This window comes from Candidatus Saccharibacteria bacterium oral taxon 488, from assembly GCA_010202465.1.
Taxonomy (GTDB): Bacteria; Patescibacteriota; Saccharimonadia; order Saccharimonadales; family Saccharimonadaceae; genus Nanosynbacter.
On sequence record CP047919.1, the window covers coordinates 356,915 to 374,872 of the forward strand.

15 protein-coding genes are annotated in these 17,958 nt (G+C 55.4%); 2 read left to right on the top strand and 13 right to left on the bottom strand.

All coding sequences use genetic code 11. From position 1 onward, the window contains the following. Positions 1-277 precede the first annotated feature (277 nt). Both GWK76_01905 and GWK76_01910 read right to left on the bottom strand, forming a co-directional pair. Positions 278-1,489, bottom strand: a complete 1,212-nt coding sequence (locus GWK76_01905; GenBank protein QHU92072.1) for a hypothetical protein — start codon at positions 1,487-1,489, stop codon at positions 278-280. Further along, complete coding sequence (locus GWK76_01910) at positions 1,489-3,726, bottom strand: UvrD-helicase domain-containing protein (GenBank protein QHU92073.1); 2,238 nt, start codon at positions 3,724-3,726, stop codon at positions 1,489-1,491. The genes GWK76_01905 and GWK76_01910 overlap by 1 nt, the downstream gene beginning before the upstream one ends. 55 nt (positions 3,727-3,781) lie before the next feature. Here GWK76_01910 and GWK76_01915 point away from each other — a divergent pair, with 55 nt between their 5' ends. Both GWK76_01915 and GWK76_01920 read left to right on the top strand, forming a co-directional pair. Beyond that, complete coding sequence (locus GWK76_01915) at positions 3,782-4,258, top strand: hypothetical protein (protein QHU92074.1); 477 nt, start codon at positions 3,782-3,784, stop codon at positions 4,256-4,258. After that, on the top strand, positions 4,258-6,687 hold the full coding sequence (locus GWK76_01920; protein ID QHU92075.1) for an HAD-IC family P-type ATPase: 2,430 nt from the start codon (positions 4,258-4,260) through the stop codon (positions 6,685-6,687). The genes GWK76_01915 and GWK76_01920 overlap by 1 nt, the downstream gene beginning before the upstream one ends. 178 nt (positions 6,688-6,865) lie before the next feature. Here the strand turns inward: GWK76_01920 and GWK76_01925 are convergent, their stop codons facing one another. The 11 genes from GWK76_01925 to GWK76_01975 all read right to left on the bottom strand — a co-directional run bounded on the left by GWK76_01925 (position 6,866) and on the right by GWK76_01975 (position 17,945). Continuing rightward, positions 6,866-7,084 carry a hypothetical protein gene (locus GWK76_01925; protein QHU92076.1) on the bottom strand — a complete coding sequence of 73 codons (219 nt, stop codon included), beginning with the start codon at positions 7,082-7,084 and terminating at the stop codon, positions 6,866-6,868. Positions 7,085-7,316: 232 nt separating this feature from the next. Beyond that, positions 7,317-7,700 carry a hypothetical protein gene (locus GWK76_01930; GenBank protein QHU92077.1) on the bottom strand — a complete coding sequence of 128 codons (384 nt, stop codon included), beginning with the start codon at positions 7,698-7,700 and terminating at the stop codon, positions 7,317-7,319. Positions 7,701-7,761: 61 nt separating this feature from the next. Then, positions 7,762-8,748 (bottom strand): hypothetical protein, encoded by a 987-nt coding sequence (locus GWK76_01935; GenBank protein ID QHU92078.1) that lies wholly within the window; start codon positions 8,746-8,748, stop codon positions 7,762-7,764. Between the two features lie 42 nt (positions 8,749-8,790). Next, positions 8,791-10,764, bottom strand: coding sequence for an FtsX-like permease family protein (locus GWK76_01940; GenBank protein ID QHU92079.1), 1,974 nt, complete (start codon positions 10,762-10,764; stop codon positions 8,791-8,793). After that, positions 10,757-11,638 (bottom strand): ATP-binding cassette domain-containing protein, encoded by an 882-nt coding sequence (locus tag GWK76_01945; GenBank protein ID QHU92080.1) that lies wholly within the window; start codon positions 11,636-11,638, stop codon positions 10,757-10,759. The genes GWK76_01940 and GWK76_01945 overlap by 8 nt, the downstream gene beginning before the upstream one ends. Before the next feature lie 37 nt (positions 11,639-11,675). Continuing rightward, complete coding sequence (gene recR / locus GWK76_01950; GenBank protein ID QHU92081.1) at positions 11,676-12,293, bottom strand: recombination protein RecR; 618 nt, start codon at positions 12,291-12,293, stop codon at positions 11,676-11,678. After that, positions 12,293-12,583, bottom strand: a complete 291-nt coding sequence (locus GWK76_01955; protein ID QHU92082.1) for a YbaB/EbfC family nucleoid-associated protein — start codon at positions 12,581-12,583, stop codon at positions 12,293-12,295. The genes recR and GWK76_01955 overlap by 1 nt, the downstream gene beginning before the upstream one ends. Before the next feature lie 40 nt (positions 12,584-12,623). Next, a complete protein-coding gene (locus tag GWK76_01960) occupies positions 12,624-14,084 on the bottom strand; it encodes a hypothetical protein (protein ID QHU92083.1) in 1,461 nt (486 codons plus the stop codon). 22 nt (positions 14,085-14,106) lie between these two features. Further along, the gene (gene dnaB / locus GWK76_01965; protein QHU92084.1) at positions 14,107-15,465 is read right to left on the bottom strand and encodes a replicative DNA helicase; all 1,359 of its coding nucleotides are present in this window, start codon (positions 15,463-15,465) and stop codon (positions 14,107-14,109) included. Beyond that, positions 15,462-16,979: a DNA polymerase III subunit gamma/tau gene (gene dnaX / locus GWK76_01970; GenBank protein ID QHU92085.1), complete on the bottom strand. Its 1,518-nt coding sequence runs from the start codon at positions 16,977-16,979 to the stop codon at positions 15,462-15,464. The genes dnaB and dnaX overlap by 4 nt, the downstream gene beginning before the upstream one ends. A gap of 93 nt (positions 16,980-17,072) precedes the next feature. Next, positions 17,073-17,945 (bottom strand): DUF2797 domain-containing protein, encoded by an 873-nt coding sequence (locus GWK76_01975; protein QHU92086.1) that lies wholly within the window; start codon positions 17,943-17,945, stop codon positions 17,073-17,075. Positions 17,946-17,958 lie beyond the last annotated feature (13 nt).

Consider the following 17,958-nt stretch of genomic DNA (forward strand, 5'->3'; position numbering starts at 1 on the left):
TGAGTTTTACCTCCTCTCACGGGACCTGGAGAGTTGCAGTGAGTGGACATCGCTTTCCACCAGACGCTACTCTGCGGATGCAGAGTGATGGTCGCCTGAGCGCACTCACCACAACAACTCTTCGAGTGAAGAGCCAAGTACGTTTATATCATACACAACTAAAAAAGTCAATAATCTCGGTAACCTAGCTTGACACAACAGAGGTTCTGGAGGGAGTAAATCTGGGGGGGGGGGGGGGAGGTTCGTGCCCTTATTTCCGCTATGTCCCGCGGAGGGATTACCGCCTCCCTGTCAACAAATCCTCCTCAAACTGCACCATCCCCTTATAATCCGCTGAATAGCCAGAGATATCTGGCAGTTCCAGCGTGGTGATTTTCCGCCAGACGACATTGATCAGTCGGGCGAATTCAGTCAGTTCTTCCTCAGAGAACGTGTCCTCCAGACTGAGGATGTCGCCGGTTTTCATGTCCGGCTCGACGAACTGTAGGCGGGCGCCGGTGAAGCTGAAATTGCCATAGTCGCGTGATGACGTGACCAAGAGTTGATAGAACATCAGCTGCTGGCGGTATTTGTGGAGCTTGATTTTTTCGTAATCAGATGTGCCCCTCCAGGAGTGCGATGGCTTGCCGGTCTTGTAATCGGTCACGAAGATAGTTTTATTATTCTTATCAATATCAGCGACGTCCAGCTTGCCGGTCAGGCGCGCGCCGCCAACGACGACGCCCTGATGAGCGAAATCGAGTTCCGCCAGCTCCGTGTCATGAAAATCGGACGATTTGGCGTCCAGAAACGCCGTCAGCGCCGCCGTGCCCTTGTCCAAATACAGTTCGAAATCGTCGGGCGGCAGGTGCTGGGTCTCGAGCGATGTGCGGAAATGTTGTAGGATGCGTTCGGCAGGCGGCAGGCGGTGGTCGGCGCGTAGCAGATTGTGCAGCTGCTGGAGGCTGGCGTGAATGGCGGTGCCGTAGCTGGCGGCGGGGCTTTTGGCGGACGGAAAGCGCAGCAGATTATTCAACAAAAAGTTCTGCGGACCGCCGCGCGAGACGTCGAGGAAATTATTCAGATGCGTAATGGAAAGTTTGTAAGTCTCTAAGGTCGGCGCCAGTACGTCCTTGAGTTCCGCGGTCATTGGCGCACTCAGCCGCGTGCTCCAGTCGGTTTGCGCCACGGTAATTTGCGCTGCGGGCGTGTTGGCAGCGGGGATAATCGTCGGCGCGTGGTCAGTCAGGAAGCTGGTGATCATAGTATCGCTGCCGGCGTCATTGGTCTGAGAATAGGTCATGGTCAAGGTGGTCTTGGCGCGGGTCATCGCCACGAAGAATAGCCGTAGCCGCTCGTCATAGCTGGCGCCGGCGGGCTGGAGCTGGAGGTTGGCGGGATAGCGAATTAGCCGCGAGCGCGAGCGGACTTTTTCGCCCCACGCGCTGTCGATTGCCCCGATGACGAAAACGTGCGGGAACTCCAGGCCTTTGGATTTGTGGGCGGTCATCAGGTTGATAGCACCGCCGAGGGCGCTGGCCTGGGACGGATGTGTGTCAGGCGGGTTTTGGTCGAGCGGTGTAGGTCGATGAATTCTAAAAAGTCCGCCAGCGTCGGGGTTGCGTCGGTAGCGCGGTCGCGTAATTTTTGGCGCAGCGTGCGCAGGCTCTCGAGCGTGGTCAGGTAGGCGTCGGGGTTTTGGGCGAGGGATTCAGGCGAGAAGTAGTGGGCAGCGAGAGAGGCGGACGAGGAGCTTTCCTCGAAGCTCCGTACAGCGATTGCAGCCCGAGCGTCCCTGGACGCCCGGCGCGTAAAGAGGAGCTTCGAGGAAAGCTCCTCGCCGGTTGGTTGCAATCGCTGTACGGAGTCGATTGGAGTAATTCCAGCACTCATCTCTAGCCCTAGTGACTTATCCAACTGCTCCTCCAGCGGCAAATTTGGTACGTCCCTGGCTCGCTCCAGCAGCCACTCGCCAAATGGCTGAAAGGTGCTGTTCGCCAGCATACTCTCCAGCCACAGTTGCCGATTTTTATAGGCATGGAGGCTCAACCGCCAAATATCCAGCGCCGAAAAGCCGAATGCCGGATGGGCGATGACCTCTGGCAGTAGGCTGTTGGCGGTGTCGAGGTTGTTTTGATGAATCGCCATGACGACCCGCGCTAGCTTGTCCAGCGCTTGAATGATGTCTTGCTCGAGGATGTCATCGTGGCGCTCGTAATTGACTATCAGATTCTGGCGGTACAGGTGTGGCAGCAGCTCGATCAGCTCCTTGTGATGGCGGGCAATGACGGTGATATGTTCTGGGTTTTCGCCACGTTCAATCAGCTCGGCAATTTGCCGGGCTACCCCTGCCCGCTCCTCGCTCACTGAGGTAAATTCCTGGATTTCAACCCGCGCGCCGCTACCAGACGCGTGTGCCGTCAATTGTTTTGACAGGCCGTCAATGGTATTCTCCAGGCGATCCGTCCCCTGGGTGATCACTCCGCGCGCCGCCGTCAGGATGTCAGCCGCCGAGCGGTAATTATCCGTCAGTACGATAATTTTTGGGTCGTGATAGTGCTGGCGGAAGCGCTGGATATTGCCAACATCGGCGCCCTGAAAACTGAAAATCGCCTGATCGTCGTCGCCGACCGCCATGATGTTGGGATTGTCCTCATCGCCAGTCAGGTCGAACAGCAGCCGCAGCTGCGCCAGGTTGGTGTCTTGAAATTCGTCGACCATGATGAACTGAAATTGCTCTTGGAGGTTGGCGCGCAGTTCCGGGTGGGATTCGCAGGCTTGAATGACGGACAAAATCATGTCGTCGTAGTCAAATAGCGAGCGCTCGGCCAGCACGTTGCCGTATGCTTCGTAGATGTCAATGGCGGCGGATAATTTCTCGCTGGCGGCAAAATCCTTCAGGACGAACTCGCCGGCGGCGTTCTTTTCGCACCATTTATTTTTCCAGGCGGTTAGCGGTTTGGTGGAGTTGGTATCGATTGCCTCCTGGGCCGTATGGGCGATGCTGAGTGCCAGAACTTGGGCGTATGGGGTGATGGAGGATGGCAAATTGGTGTGATGTGGTGCCGAGCTGGCCGTATTTTCAGAAAGTTCTGTAGCGCCTCTCTCACCGACCCTCTCGGCAATCTTCTCCGCCAGCGGCGCAAATAATTCGATGGTTTTTTTAGAAATCTTACTCGCAAATACCTGTTGGATGTCAGCGGCAATGTCGGTGATGACGCGCTGATTATCGGACGTCACTAATCGCAGTTCCGCCGGCGTCAGGCCGCTCTGCTTGAACTCGGAAATGACTCGGATCAGCTCGCTGGTGTAGACGAATTCGCCGTTGTTTTTAGCGCTCAATGGATTACGCCAATCAAGCCCCTCGAGAATCCCCGTCACAATTTGGTGCTGCGTCAGTTCATCTGCCGGCTGGGCATCGGCGCCGCGGAAAAAATACTGGCGGTGCTGATTGATAATCTCCGTGCCAAAGCTGTGAAAGGTGTGAATGGCGATTTTGTAGGCGTCCTCGCCGATGATCTGGCGCAGGCGCTGACGCATGTTGGCGGCGCCGCTCTCGGTAAACGTCAGGCATAAGATACTATCCGGTAGCGTGTCGGTCTGGCGCAAAATCTGGGCGGTGCGCATGCTCAGCAGCTCGGTCTTGCCCGTGCCTGGCCCGGCGACCACCAGGAGCGAGCCGTGAATATAATCGACCGCCTGGCGCTGATTAGTGTTCAGCTTGGCGTAGCGCGTGTCAAAATCCATGAGTCAATTGTAGCACGCTGGCGGAGGCGCTGGTAACAATGGTAAAATAGAAGGTATGCATGATAAGCAAGTCCTCGCCGCGTTGATTGATGATCAGTTTGGGCTGACGGTCGAGATCCAGTCGGTTGTGCTGCCGATGAGCGATGTCAGCCGCACGGCGCAGGCGACGGTGGTGCTTGATAGGACGGGTGAATTGTTGGCTTACATCACAGCGCGGGCCATCATGACGCTGGGCGATGTCAAGCGGTTGGTGCGGCGAATGGGCTTGCGGCCGGAGCGGTTCGTGCCGCCAAAGCACCAGCCGAACTACTTTGACGATGTGGCGACCGAGAAGTTTCAGGCGGTTTTTCCGGGGATGAATGTGACTTCGCCGGATGACTTGATATATTATCGGACGCTGGTGCCGTATAATCCAGCCCTGGTCGTCATATCAGAGGTCAAGCGCGGCGAAATATACCAATTTGACCCGGACGCTCGCGGCGGCTATCGTGTCGGCGCGCGATTACATTACAAAAGGAGCGAAACAATATAATGCGAGATTATCTAGACATCATCAAGAGAAATTTACTATCGCCAATTGTGCTGGCGATTTTCCTGCTGGCCGGGGCGCTGATTTATGTGCGCGAGTACCGCGATGCTTGGTTTATCTCGGTGGTGATCGTGGTCAATTCGCTGATCGGCATCGTGCAGGAAATTCGTGCCAAGCGGGTGCTGCACCGGCTGGAACTGATGAGTGCGCCTCGGGCGCGGGTACTGCGTGATGGCCAGGCGGTGGAAGTGCCGTATGATTCGCTGGTTGTTGGCGATGAGATTATCCTCAGGGCCGGCGATGAGCTGCCGGCGGACGCGACAGTGATGGTGTCGAAGGGCTTGGAGTTGAATGAAAGTATGCTCACGGGCGAGTCGGCGGCAGTCGAGAAAGCGGCTGGCGATACGGTACTGGCGGCGACCACGGTGCTGGCGGGCGAAGGTACGGCGCGGGTCACGGCGGTCGGCGACCAGACAAAGGCCGGCGCCATTAGCCAAGTCCTCAAGCGCTACAAGCCAGAGCTGACGCCCTTGCAGCGAGCAATTTGGCGGGCGATTTCCTTCTTAACATACGGCGCGATTATATTGGCGGCGCTGATTTTTATCGTGTACTATTTGTCGGGTGATAATATGGTAATCATCCTCAAGACGATCACCTCGTCGGCGGTAACCGTAGTGCCGGAGGGGCTGCTGCTAGCGAGTTCCCTGCTGCTGGCGTTCGGCTCGCTGCGGCTGGCGCAGGCCAAGGTGTTGCCGCAGAAGTTGGCGGCAATCGAGGCGATGGCGCTGCTTAATCTGTTGGCGGTGGACAAGACCGGCACGCTGACCAGCGACGAGGTGACGCTGGAGCGCGTGGTGGCGTTTGATGAGATGGGTGTATCAACAAGTTCGGCGACAGCCACCTCAGAAAAGCTACACGCCGCGCGCCCAGTGGTCGCTCGGGTTCCGGATTTTTCTGAGTCAGCTGTTGCCTCTTTCGCTGCTCTCATCGCCCATGAAACCAGTGGCGGCAATATCACCGGGCAAGCGATCCTCGCGGAAATCACGCCGCCCAAGCACACAGACATCATTGAGGTGATGGCCTTTTCCTCGGCGCGCAAGATGGCGGGCGTCCGTGCGAAGATTGACGGGAAAACCAGGACATTGATGATGGGGGCGCCGGAGTTTGTGGCCAAGTTAGCGCCGGTTGACGCCATGCTCCAGCGCCAGCTGGACGAGTGGGCAGACAGCGGCCTACGGGTGCTGATGCTGGCGGAATTTGATGATGAAACGGCGAAGCTCAAGGATCTACCGGACGGTTCTGGCCGGGCGATTGGCGCGGTGATTTTGCGTAATTCCCTGCGTGACGGCGTGATTGATACGGTCAAGTTCCTCCAGGAGCAAGGCGTGGTCATTCGCGTGATTTCCGGCGATAATCCGCGCACCGTTCAGCACATCGCGCGCCAAGCGGGCATCGCCAATCCAGATAAAGCTATCCTCGGCTCGGCGCTAGCAGGCCTCAGCGACAAAGCCTTCAACAAGGCTGCTGATGAACACACAATTTTTGCCCGCGTGCTGCCAGAGCAAAAGGAGCGGCTGATCGCTCATTTCAAACAGTCTGGCAAGTTCACCGGCATGGTCGGCGACGGCGTTAACGACGCGCTGGCGCTGAAAAAATCCGACCTCGGCGTGGCGATGTACGCGGGCGCTCCGGCATCGCGGCGGGTGGCGGACATTATTTTACTCAATAATTCGTTTACGTCCCTGCCGATTGGCATGAAGCTGGGCAATCGGATCATGCAAGCGATCGAAGTCATCGCCACCCTGTTCTTTCACAAGATTATTTATGGCGTGGTGCTGCTACTAAGTACCATGCTGGTCGGGCTGAATTATCCGTACGCGCCGCGGCACATCACCTTCCTCAATATTTTCCTGGTGACCATGCCGACGATCATGTGGACGCTGTTTCCGCCGCGTCCGCGCCACCGGGTCAATCCGGCGCATTTTTGGCGAGACACCTTGCGGGCGGTGGCGCCAATCGCGCTGCTGACGGGTCTCACCGTGGCGTTTACCTACTGGTCGGGCGTGACGCTGCATCCACATCAGGCGGCCGAGGCGGCGACGATGACCGTCCTGACGGCGACGTTCTTTGGGATTTATCTGGTATTTTTGGTCGGGCCGATGTTGGGTGTAATTTTGGACAAGCGGGCGCACCTGGCGCGGACACTGTATATGGCGGGCGTGCTGTTCGTGACCTTGGTGAGCTTTGGCATTGAGCCGCTCAGGCAGTTCTTTGACTTTACTATGCCAAATATTGCCCTGCTCTGGCCGGGCATCGCTGTGGTCGTTCCCGTTGCCCTGGCTCAGTGGTGGCTGGCTCGCCGTGCTGGTCGGAAGTTCGCTGATATGGTAGAAGCGGCTGATGAGCGGATGAAGACGAACCGCCCAGAATGAGCGGGCGAATAGGGCTCTAATTAGTAACAACTATCTCCAATGAAAATAGCCCACCGAATGAGCTCAAGCTGTATGCGGGTTTATTCAACCCGAGAGATAGAATCTACCTCAATCAGATTGAGCGCATACGGCGAGCTATTTTCTTTTCGGTGGGCGTTTAGCCCTTGTCCTCACCTCTTTATGTGTCTTGTTTTATCTCATACACTGTGACACCTATTCCGAGAACACCGAGCAACACCGAGAAGAACGCTACGGAGCAGCTCTCCGCCTTGGGACAATTTCTGACCCCGACGCAGACGTCAAGGCCCGAGCATGCGCCGTCGATGAGCAGCAAACTGCCCCCCACAACACCGATAACGGAGATGATTGCAAACACGATGAGGGCACTCTTGGACATACCTTCCATCCTTTCAGAAAGAAAGCTCAAAGCTAAAGGGCAACTTCCGCCCTAGACGTAACCTTGAGCAAAAGCTGATATATATCACTAATAGAATAAAATGTCAATGGATTTTGTCAAAAATGTGGTGTAATATTTCTCTCACCTCTGTTATGATTATAAATAAATTTGGGTAGCAATGATGGCTCGCATTCGCTATCGGTGGCCGCTTTCCGCGCTATGTATGCGAAAATCACCGATCCAGCTTTTGCTTGGTCGCCGCCAGATAATACCGATAATAGCTCTCCGGGCCTGAAACGAAAAAGCTGTTATCGATATCATCGTTCGGACGAATTTCAATATGCTGATCGTTGGCGTATGGCTTGATGAGGTAAGTGAACTCAAACTCGTATTCGCCAGAAATCTGCTTCAACTCCTCGCTCTGATAAAGCGGGTCGGGATAATCCGTCATTACCAGCGCAAAGAAGCCTCCATTTTTATCGTCAAACAAATGAAACGCTGTGTCGGGACAGAGTGGCACAAGCGACGCCAGCTGGCGAATATATGATGCGCCGTCGAGAATTGGGAATGCTTTGTTGATTATTTTAGGGAAGAGGATATTTGAATAATTGTTCATATGGTAACCGTAATTATAGCAAGAAAAGTGGATAGTTTTGTGGCATGTTCATAAGGAATGACTAGTTTTGCTCCGCTTCTCGTAAAGCCCTATCCGTCGCTGTCACCAATTCTCGCACGGCCTCGTCATAATCCTCGTACACGCGGAAGCCGGCCGCGTACGGATGGCCGCCGCCGCCGAAGTAGCCAGCCACGGTGTCGGCGATTGGTAGGTTGCCGCGCAGGCGGGCGGTTAGTTTGCCGTCAGGGTAGGTTTTGATGACGCAGCTGAGCGCCACGCCATCGACCAGTCGCAATTCATCGCCGATCAGCGCGCCGGGGTTGTAGGCGTCGCTGTACTGTTGAATCTCCTCAAATGGCACGTGTACCAGCGCCAATTGTCCGTCCAGTAAATATTCGATTCGCTCAATTAGCTTGCCTTTGTATGCCAAAATCTCCGGTGATTTCTTCATAAATTCGCGCCGTCGTTCTTCGATCTCGGCGTTGGAAGCGCCCAGCTCGGTCAATTCACCAGCGACGTGAAAGGTCGCCGCGGTGGTATTTGGCGTGGTGAGGCCCAGGCTGTCAGACATGATGGCGATGAGGAGGTCTTCGGCGGCTTGCTGGTTGATAGTCCAGCCAGCGTGGGTGAACAATTGGTATAGCAATTCCCCAGTGGCCACCACGGTGTCAGAGAGCATAGTATGCTCAAAACTCAGCGTCGGCTCGGCGGTGTGATGGTCGATAACCAAGACGGGGTGCGTTTCCAAGAAGTGCCGCACGCCCGGCGCTTCTAAGACCTTGCTGAGTAAAATATCAGCGCTGGTGTCCACGATAATGGCTAGGTCAGCATGGGCTGGAAAATCACCAACTACCCGGTCCCAGCCGCGAATATACCGCAGATATTTGGGGATATCGACCGGGCAATACAGCGCCACGGCCTTGCCCAAATCGCTCAGTACTTCCTCTAGCGCCAAGCTAGAGCCCAGACTGTCGCCGTCAGGGTTTTCGGCTTGGATGATGACGATGTTATTGGCGGATTGGATGAGTTGCTCGGCGGTATCAAACATAGTCTTATTATAGCAGATGGGAGTTTCGGTGGTGTGGCGAGGCTATTCGTCACGCATGTCTTTGATCGGGTTGCGGCGGGTGTTGCGGATGAGCGGTATCAGGCACGCCAGCACGGCGGCAGCGATGATACTGAGGGCGACCGCGCCGATGATCGTCCAGTCAATTGTCCAAAAGTGGAAAGTTGTCGCCAAATCTTTCGGTGTCATGGCGATGCGCAGCGTCGCGGTGATTTGACTAGCCAGCAAGTTGTCGGCAATATATACGACGATTAGTCCGGCGGCGATACTGAACAGCGCGGTAAGCAACGCCACGATCATGGTGTAGACGAAATAAATTTGGCTAATATCAAGCCGTGTTGCTCCGAGTGCCCGAAAGACTGCGGATTCTTTGCGGCTGTCGGCGATGGTGCGGGAGATGATAATCAGTAAGATAAAGGCGGCGATGATCGTCACGCCGATGAACGTCCACATGATGATTGGCTTGAGGCGTTCCATGGCGTCGTAATTGACGAGCGAGTTGCTGCCGGTGGGCGACGCGAATACTACGTAGTGCGGCAGGCAGATTGATTTATTCGATCTTTTGGCTGTGGAAGTTTCGGCGGGTTCGGGTTGGGCGAATAAATCGGTGCCTCCTGTACCGCCAGAAGCTCCTTCGCCGCAAGAAGCGGCTGCCAGGTAGTTGCGAGCTTTGTTGGGGTCGCTGAATTCATAGATAGCCAGCGTCTCGTCCCTGTTGGCGTTACCTTGATCATTGCTGGCGGTTTGAATAGTCGATTCAAGTGCCGTTTGCGCCGCGGTGGTCATTGATCCGCGCGGCATGATCCAGGTGTGTGACAGGCGGGTGCTTAAAAACTGCTGTAAGAAGCTGCCGATGTCACTCTGGGTGGCTTTCATGTCGTCCGGCATCAGGCCGACGACGCGGAAAGTAAATTTAGCCTGGGCGGGTTCGGGCTGAGCTGAGCCAAAAGTTTGATCAAAATAGCGCTGGTTGGCCTCGGTGCGCTTGGCTTCGGCTGAACGATTATCCTTAACGACGGCCGGCGCAGCGCAGGAATCGGCAGGTGGCATGGCGTATTCGCGGTCTGGTTTGACATAATCGGCGGATGGTTTTTTAGCTTGATTGGCGGCAGCTTGGATCTGCTGTTTGGCGGTTTGCAGTAATTCTTGCGAAGCCGGGTTACGATAACAAGCGCTGAATGTCAGCTGCCCGGCTTTTTGGCGCAATTCTTTTAGTCTTGCTAGTTGCGTGTCATTGCTGGCGTTTTTATCCAGCGGCTTGAGACCGAGCAGCACCTCGGCGTCCTGGTAGCGGATGATCAGCGGGATCTCGCTGGGTTTGGCGCTGGCGCCAGCCAGCAAATAGCCGCCCAGCAGCGATTGGTCGATAGCGGTTATACTGCTGAATTGCTGTTTAAATTCTTCCAGCGGTGTCGGCTGGTTGTTTTGCTGGCGCTTGTCATCAAATGACTCAATTCCCCGCTCCATATAGTTCAGCATGCCATTGGCGGCGATTGATTGAATACTAAACTGCTGCACGGCGCCGCGGGTGTGGGCAAATTGCCACTGCGCGTCTGCTGTGAGGCGCGGTAATTTGGCGGTCTCCTGGCGAATAAGCCGCTGGACGATGACGCTTTGGTCGTTCGGGTACGGTTGGCTATCAGGAAACGACTGCATGATTGGCGGTTCGGATTTGGGGTCGTATGGCAGGCCGAGGCGGGCGGCCAGCGCCTGCTTGTCCTTGATCATTTGCGTGCGTTCGACTTCGGCGCGGGCAGTTAGATTTGAGGTAAATTCAATATTATTTGGCCGAATGGCGGTTTGCGCCACCAAATAGCGACTATTCAGGCTGCCTCGATCAAATTCCTCGACGCTCCGCTGGGCGCCCATTAGCATAGTCAGTCCCGCCAGCAGCGCCGCGAAAAGCAGCCCGGACACGACCACGGTGATGGACAAGCGAATACGCCGCACTCGGAGTTTGGTGCCAGCCAGCCGCAGCGAATCGGTGATTCTAAGCATCGGCTATTCTCCCGTCCTTCAGGCGGATTTCACGATCGGCTGCTGCGGCGATGTCTGGATTGTGCGTAACGATAACGACGGTGGTGCCGAGTTCGCGGCGGATTTGGTGAAATAGGTCAATGATGCGGTCGGAATTGGCGCTGTCCAGATTGCCTGTCGGCTCGTCGGCGAGTAAAATATTCGGGCGATTGAATAAAGCGCGGGCGATGGCAGCGCGCTGAATTTGACCGCCGGAAAGTTCGCGCGGCAAATGGTGCATCCGGTCTGCTAGTCCGACCAGTTCGGCGAGTTCCTGGGCGCGAGCGCGGCGCTGCTTGGGCTTGATGCGGGCAAACATGGCGGGGATTTCCAGATTGGCGAACAGGGTTAGGAATGGCTGCAGATAAAATGATTGAAAAACAAAGCCGATTTCACGCGATCGGAACCGCGACAGTTGCCGGTCGGACAAGCGGCTGAGCGGCTGGTCGTTAATGAGGATTTGGCCAGTGGACGGCTTGTCGAGTCCACCAATGAGTTGCAATAAAGTGCTTTTACCCGAGCCGCTAGCGCCAGTGATGGCCACGAACTCGCCAGCAAAAATATCAAGGCTAACGCCATCAAGCGCCGGAATGGTCTGGTGGCCGACGCGGTAAGATTTAGCGAGGTCGGTTATGGCGATATGGCAACGGTTGGAGCGTTTTGGCGCGGCAGCGGGCGGTGTCATAACCTTAGCGGCTGGGCTAGATTTGGCGGCTGGAGGTAAATCAACTAAACCAGCCGAAACAGCCGGTTGGGCAAAGTTACGGATTGCGTCAATTGCTTCCTCGACGTCGTCAAATTTCGCTAAAAATGCCGCGATATCCTCAGCGCGTGCCTTCCCCACCTCTGGTTTCATGGTTGTATTGTAGCAAAAGCAGGATGGCCTTAGCAAGCTACAGCGTTCGTCGTCCTTCCAGCGCATGCGTCAGCGTGATTTGGTCGGCGTATTCAAGGTCGACGCCGACGGGGATGCCGCGGGCCAGGCGCGAGATAGTGATGGTGAGACCGGCCTCCTGGAGGTAGCGCTGCAAAAAGAGCGCGGTTGATTCGCCCTCGACCGACGCGTTGGTGGCGATGATCAGTTCCTCGGCGTCATCGTGCTTGATCCGCTTGATGAGCTCAGGGATGTGCAGCTGCTCCGGGCCGATGCCGTCAATTGGCGAAATCGCCCCGCCCAGCACGTGATAGGTGCCGCTATACTGCCCCGTCCGCTCCAGCGCCACGATGTCCAGTGGCTCTTCGACCACGCAAATCAAGCGTCGATTGCGCGACTCGTCCTGATATAGCGGCGACACCTCTTGATCATGATCAATCAACGCGAACGTGACCGGACAGGTTTTGACGCGTGTGTGCAGCCGATCCAGCGCCCGTGCTAGCTGCTCGGCTCGTCTGGCGTCACGCCGAAGTACGGCATAGGCATAGCGCTCAGCGGTTCGCGGCCCGACACCAGGCAGCCCGCCAAACTCATCAATTAGCGTCGTCAGCGCCGTCGGCAAAATCGTCGGTTTCATTAGAACGGCAAGTTGCCCAGCCCGCCCATCAGCGGCTTCATCGTCTCGGCAGCAACTTCCTGTGCCTTAGCCAGGCCATCGCGAATTGCGATCTGAATCCAGTGCTCCAGCTGCTCGATATTATCGAGGTCAACCATTTTTGGATTAATCTTGATCGACTTAATTTTTAGCTCACCGGTGATCTGGACAATCACCGCGCCGTCGCCGGCTTCTACTTCAATGATTTCTTTGCCGAGTTGTTTCTGGGCCTTGCGCAGTTGCTGCAACATCTTGACTTGGTCAAACGCCATAATTATTGATTCCTCCTTGAATTTACTTTTTCATTATACGCTATTTTTTTGCCGATTTGTAGAGGTAAAAGCGGTCAGCTCGCTCGGTGTGGCTATTGGTGACGATGCGCTCCAGTGTCCAGCCGTCAGTGTTGGGGTGTGCCATTTGTTCAGCGCGGGTGATGACGAGCGTAGCACCCTCCGCGGCCGGCTGATTGACGGTGAGTTTGTGCTTGCTATAGCGAGCGACGGTTTCGTAGAGCGGCGCCTCGTGCGGATTAGCGACGAGAACGACGTTTTGCCTGCCGGCGATGGCTTTTTGTAGCAGCGGCAGGTCGGTGCTAAATTCATGCACGGCGCCCGAGAAATGACGATACCCATTGGTAAAGCGGTCGAGACCCGAGAGCACCATCACGCCGATGAGCGCCATCAGCATCAATAAGCCAGTGATACGGGCGTAAGGATTGCGCGGAAATAGCGAATACCATTGATTGAGCAGCGCCTCGACACCAACGGCCAGCAGGATAAATAGCGGCAAGATGATAATGCTGGTCATTGATGGCTGCAGCACCAGCAGCGGCAAACTTAGTAGCAGCCAGACGCCGATCATGTACGAACGCGCGGTGTGGTGATGCTGGATGGTTTTGAACAGACCAAGCACGATCAGAAACAGCGCCGAAAAGTCGAGCACTGGTGCGATCTGACCGCCGATAACGGTCGGCTTGACCCAGAGATAATGATACAGTAGCAACCGCAAATTATCGACCAGCGCCCAGCTGAGGCTGTGAATACCGACCAGTGATTTGAGTAGATCGTGATGTGTCGCGGCGAGGAAAATTGCCGGCGCGCTCGTGAGCGCGAGAACGACGATCGCTGGTAGCCATTTGAAGCGATTGCGTTTGGCGAGTAGCGCGTAGCGGGTATGCGGGTGGATCAGCGCTACCAACAGCAGCGTCAGGTGAATATACCAAAAATACGGCGTAAACAGGCTCAGGCCGACCGTCGTCGCCAGCAGTAGCCGCCACAAGGCTGAGCCCTTAGCACGCTGGACGATCAGGCTGGCAAAGAGGAGAATGAGCGCGGCATAGGTGATGTAGAGGATGTGCGGCGTGAAGCTTTGAGCAAAGAAGATCAGCTGGCCAGTGACGGTCATGATGACGAGCGACAGGATGGTGACATTGGGCTTGAACCAGCGCCGCAATAGGAAAAATACGGCGACGGCGGCGATGAAGGACAGGATGAGCGACGGCAACTTGATGGTATAGACGGTGACGCCAAATAAGCTGAATAGCCCACGCTGCAAGAGGTGAAATGGTAGGTTGGTTTGGGCGAACGAGCCGAGATTAGTTGGCGAGATGGCATTGGTGGTGCTAAGCGCTTCAATTTCCGCCTCGCTCACGCCGCCCGGGGCATACAAACTAGCGGCGGTGATGGCCGCACAAAATAGCACGATCAGCGCCATGTAGCCTAGCCAATAGCGCCAACGATAGACAGCCGAGTCGGCAAGTTTCCGCTTTTTCATTGGTATTGATTATAGCACAATTCTAGTCATGCTTGCGATCGAGACTCATAAAACGCAGGCGCTCTGGATGGAAGTAGAGTTGAATCTTGCCGACCGGGCCGTTACGGTGCTTGGCGATGATCAGGTCGGTGATATTTTGGACTTCTGGGTTATCCGGTTCGTAGTAGCCGGGGCGGTAAATAAAGCTGACGATGTCGGCGTCCTGCTCGATGGAGCCGGACTCACGCAGGTCGGCTAGCTGTGGGATTGGCGGCGTGCGCGACTCGACGGAACGGCTCAGCTGACTGAGGGCGATCAGCGGCACGTTGAGCTCGCGGGCGATCAACTTCAGGCCGCGGGAAATTTCCGACACTTCCTGGACGCGGTTGCCGTTGTGATTGTTGGTGGCCTGCATCAGCTGCAGGTAGTCGACGATGATCAGGCCAATTTCGCCCTCGTGTGCCAGCCGGCGAGCCTTGGTGCGCATCTCTAAAATGCTGAGGCCCGGCGTATCATCGATGTAAATCGGCGCTTCTGCCATCTCGCCCATGGCCTCGGACAATTTCTCAAAATCATCGCCGCTCAGATTGCCGGTACGAATATTCCAGCTATCAACGCCGGCCGCGTCCGCCAGCATGCGGTCGGTCAGCTGCTCCTTACTCATCTCGAGGCTGAAAAACAGTACCGGCTTTTTCTCAATTGTCGCTACGTTGTATGCTAGGTTAGTCACCAGCGTGGTCTTACCCATGGCTGGCCGTGCCGCCAGGATAATCAAATCCGACTTTTGCAGCCCCGCCGTCATAGTGTCCAGATCGCGGTAGCCAGTCCGCATACCGCGCAGGCTGCCCTTGTTGCGGTGAAGCTCCTCGATGCGGTCAAAACTATCGGTCAAAATGCTTTCCAGGCTGACCAGATCCTGTTTCAATGACTGGTCGGAGACGCTGAATAATTCGGCCTCGGCTTTTTCTAATAATTCCTGCGTCGTCGTCGATTCGTCGTAGCCAAGCTCGGTGATGCCGCTGCTGGCCTTGATCAAGCGCCGCCGCACCGCTGTTTGCGCCACCATTTCGGCGTATGCCGCCGCGTGCGCTGCCGTCGGCACGTAGTTGGTGAGTTCCGTCAAATACGCCGAGCCGCCGATGAGTTCCAGCTCGTCCTTGCGCTTCAGTTCATCAGTTAGAGTCAAGAGGTCAACTGGCTTATGTTTTTCAAATAGCCGCATCATACCAGCGAAAATTAGCCCGTGGTTTTTATCATAAAAGTCGTTCGGTTTGACTATTTCCGCGGCGTCGGCTAGGACTTCCTCGTCGATGAGAATTGCGCCGAGCAGGCTTTTTTCAGCGTCCAGGTTTTGGGGCGGCAATTTGCCCGCTATGGTCTCGGTTTGGGTTGTTTCGCTCATGATAATTCCTCCAGGTTAACTTCTTCGCCGCCGCCCATTAGCTCGGCAATTTTCGCAAGCTCGGCGTCTTTGGGCGGGGCTTTTTGTCCGATTGTCATAATATCCAGTTCAGTGCCGGTGACTTGTTGCACAATTGTCGCAATAAGCGGGCGATTCTTGGCGTTATCTAGCTTCTTTTTATTAAAGGCATTGCCAACGTACAGGGTCAAGGTGTTACCGTTTCGCTGCCAGCTACAGTGTTGCAACAATGTCGCAATAGCGAATGACTGCTCTTTGGCCAGGGCGATGATTTTATCCCAGTCGATGTCTGTGGCGGAGGTCGGCGGATTGTCCGACGTTGGTTGATTGTCTGCCGGGGTGGCGGTGTCTGCGGTTTCCTTACCCTTAGAATCATTAGTTTGCTGATTCTTTGGAGCAGTTTTTAGCGAATTTTCTGCTGGCTGAGCGGCTGGGGCTGGCGCTTCTGAAGTAGCTACTGGCAGCTCTGGCTTTTCTACTGGCGGTTTGACTGCGGCTTTTGGGCTCGTGGTCGACGTAGGTGCGGTCTCGGACGATTTATGAACTATACTTCCAGCTCCGTCCATAAATATCGTCAATAATTTCAGATCTGGATGCGGATGGCGATCAACCTCAATCAGCCGCTTGACCAATGTAATTAACTCTGGGCGCTGATGTAAGCGCGCTCGCAGCAGTGATAATAATTGACGGGACAGGACGACCGGATCGGTGCCAGTTTGCTCTAGTTCACTCAGCAAGCTCAGCGCCCCAGAAGCGTCACGCTGCTGATACAATTCCAGCAGGTTTTCCAGCGTCTCCGTGGCGCTCAGCCCCAGGTACTGGGCAACGTCCGACGCTCTTAGCGGCTTATCAGCGCTGGCTAATGCCGACAATTGATCGAGCATGCTGATGCCGTCGCGAAACCCGCCGCGCGAGCGCTCAGCGATCAGCCGAGCAGCGTCCGCCTCAATGGCAAAGCCTTCTTTCTCAGCAATAGTCATCAACTGGCGCGCCATGATGTCCGCTGGAATGGGGCGGAAAAAAAATTGCTGGACGCGGCTGAGAATGGTGGCGGGCAGCTTGTCGGCGTCGGTAGTCGCCAAGATGAATACTACGTGCTCTGGTGGTTCCTCTAGGGTCTTTAGCAGCGCGTTAAAGGCAGGCTTGGACAACATATGGACTTCGTCGATGATGTAAATTTTCTTTGGCGCGGAAACCGGTGCGACCTGGGCTTTTTCACGCAGGGCGCGGATGTCGTCAACGCCGTTGTTGCTGGCGGCGTCAATTTCAATGATATCCAGGTGCGAGGCTTCCTCGTCGTACGGTAGCTTATTAATTTCATGCGCTAAAATTCGCGCTACGCTGGTTTTGCCCACGCCGCGCGGACCCGTCAACAAATACGCATGGGCGATTTTCCCCTGCTCCAGCGCTCGGCGCAAGATATTGGTCACGTGATCTTGCCCCAACACCTCGTCCAAGCTGCGACTGCGATATTTGCGGTACAGTGCCTGGCTCATACTTATGTATTATAGCGCAAAGTGCGGGATTAGTAAGCTGTTTGGCAGTTCAGGCTTTTATGATTTAGGTATAATCCTGCCCGCGGGCATGTATTAAAACAGCGCCAGCTGCGTGCTGGGTATTTCGACGTCAATGGCGCCGTCAACTGCCTGCGCCTGGTAGCCGATGAATTTTTTCACGTTGTATGCCAGTAGCTGCCCGTCGTACTCGGTGATGAGTACCGAGCCGATGACGCTGATGACGACGCCAGCCATGGTTTTATGCCCCGTCATATCAATCACACTACTGAGGTCTCGACCGTCCGTGTGAAAATACTCGTCGCACATGATGAGCGTCCGATTTGGAAAATCCAGCCCCAGTTTTTGCTGAATGCGTATCAGCGTGTCAGCTAGGGCCTGCTCCGCCGCTGCAGTATCGAGCGGCTGCTTGATCATCCCTAGCTTTTTGCTGGCAGCCACCGTTTCTATGATGCCGTCCAGGCCGGCTATTTTCGCCTCATACTGCCGGGCGATCAACGCCGAAGCAAACGTTTCCAGCTTCACCGCCAGGCGCGCTCCCTGCTCCAGCAGCCGCCGAATGCCGCGCTCTTCCTGCGAGATGCCGACTTTGATAGCTTCCGGCGCGAAATATGCCAGATAGACGAAGTGCGGGTTTTGATTAATTTTTTCCTGCTGGGCCGACACCGAATCGGCGTTATAAAACGCAGGATTAAAACCAGTCCGATCACGGCATTTCAGGCAATTTTCATATTTACCGTCAACCGTGGCGCTGTCAGGACAAACCTGGTTGCAATGATTTTCAAAATCCACCCAGCCGGTACAATATTTGGTCGAAAAATCAAACGCCAGTGACAGCTCCTGTCCCAAAACATCACCACGCTCAGTCTTGCCGTCAATCTGCCATTCCAGAAATGGCCGGTTTTCGGTATCAAAGCTGGCGTAGCTTAGCAAAAACTCCCCAGACATAGCACCATTATAT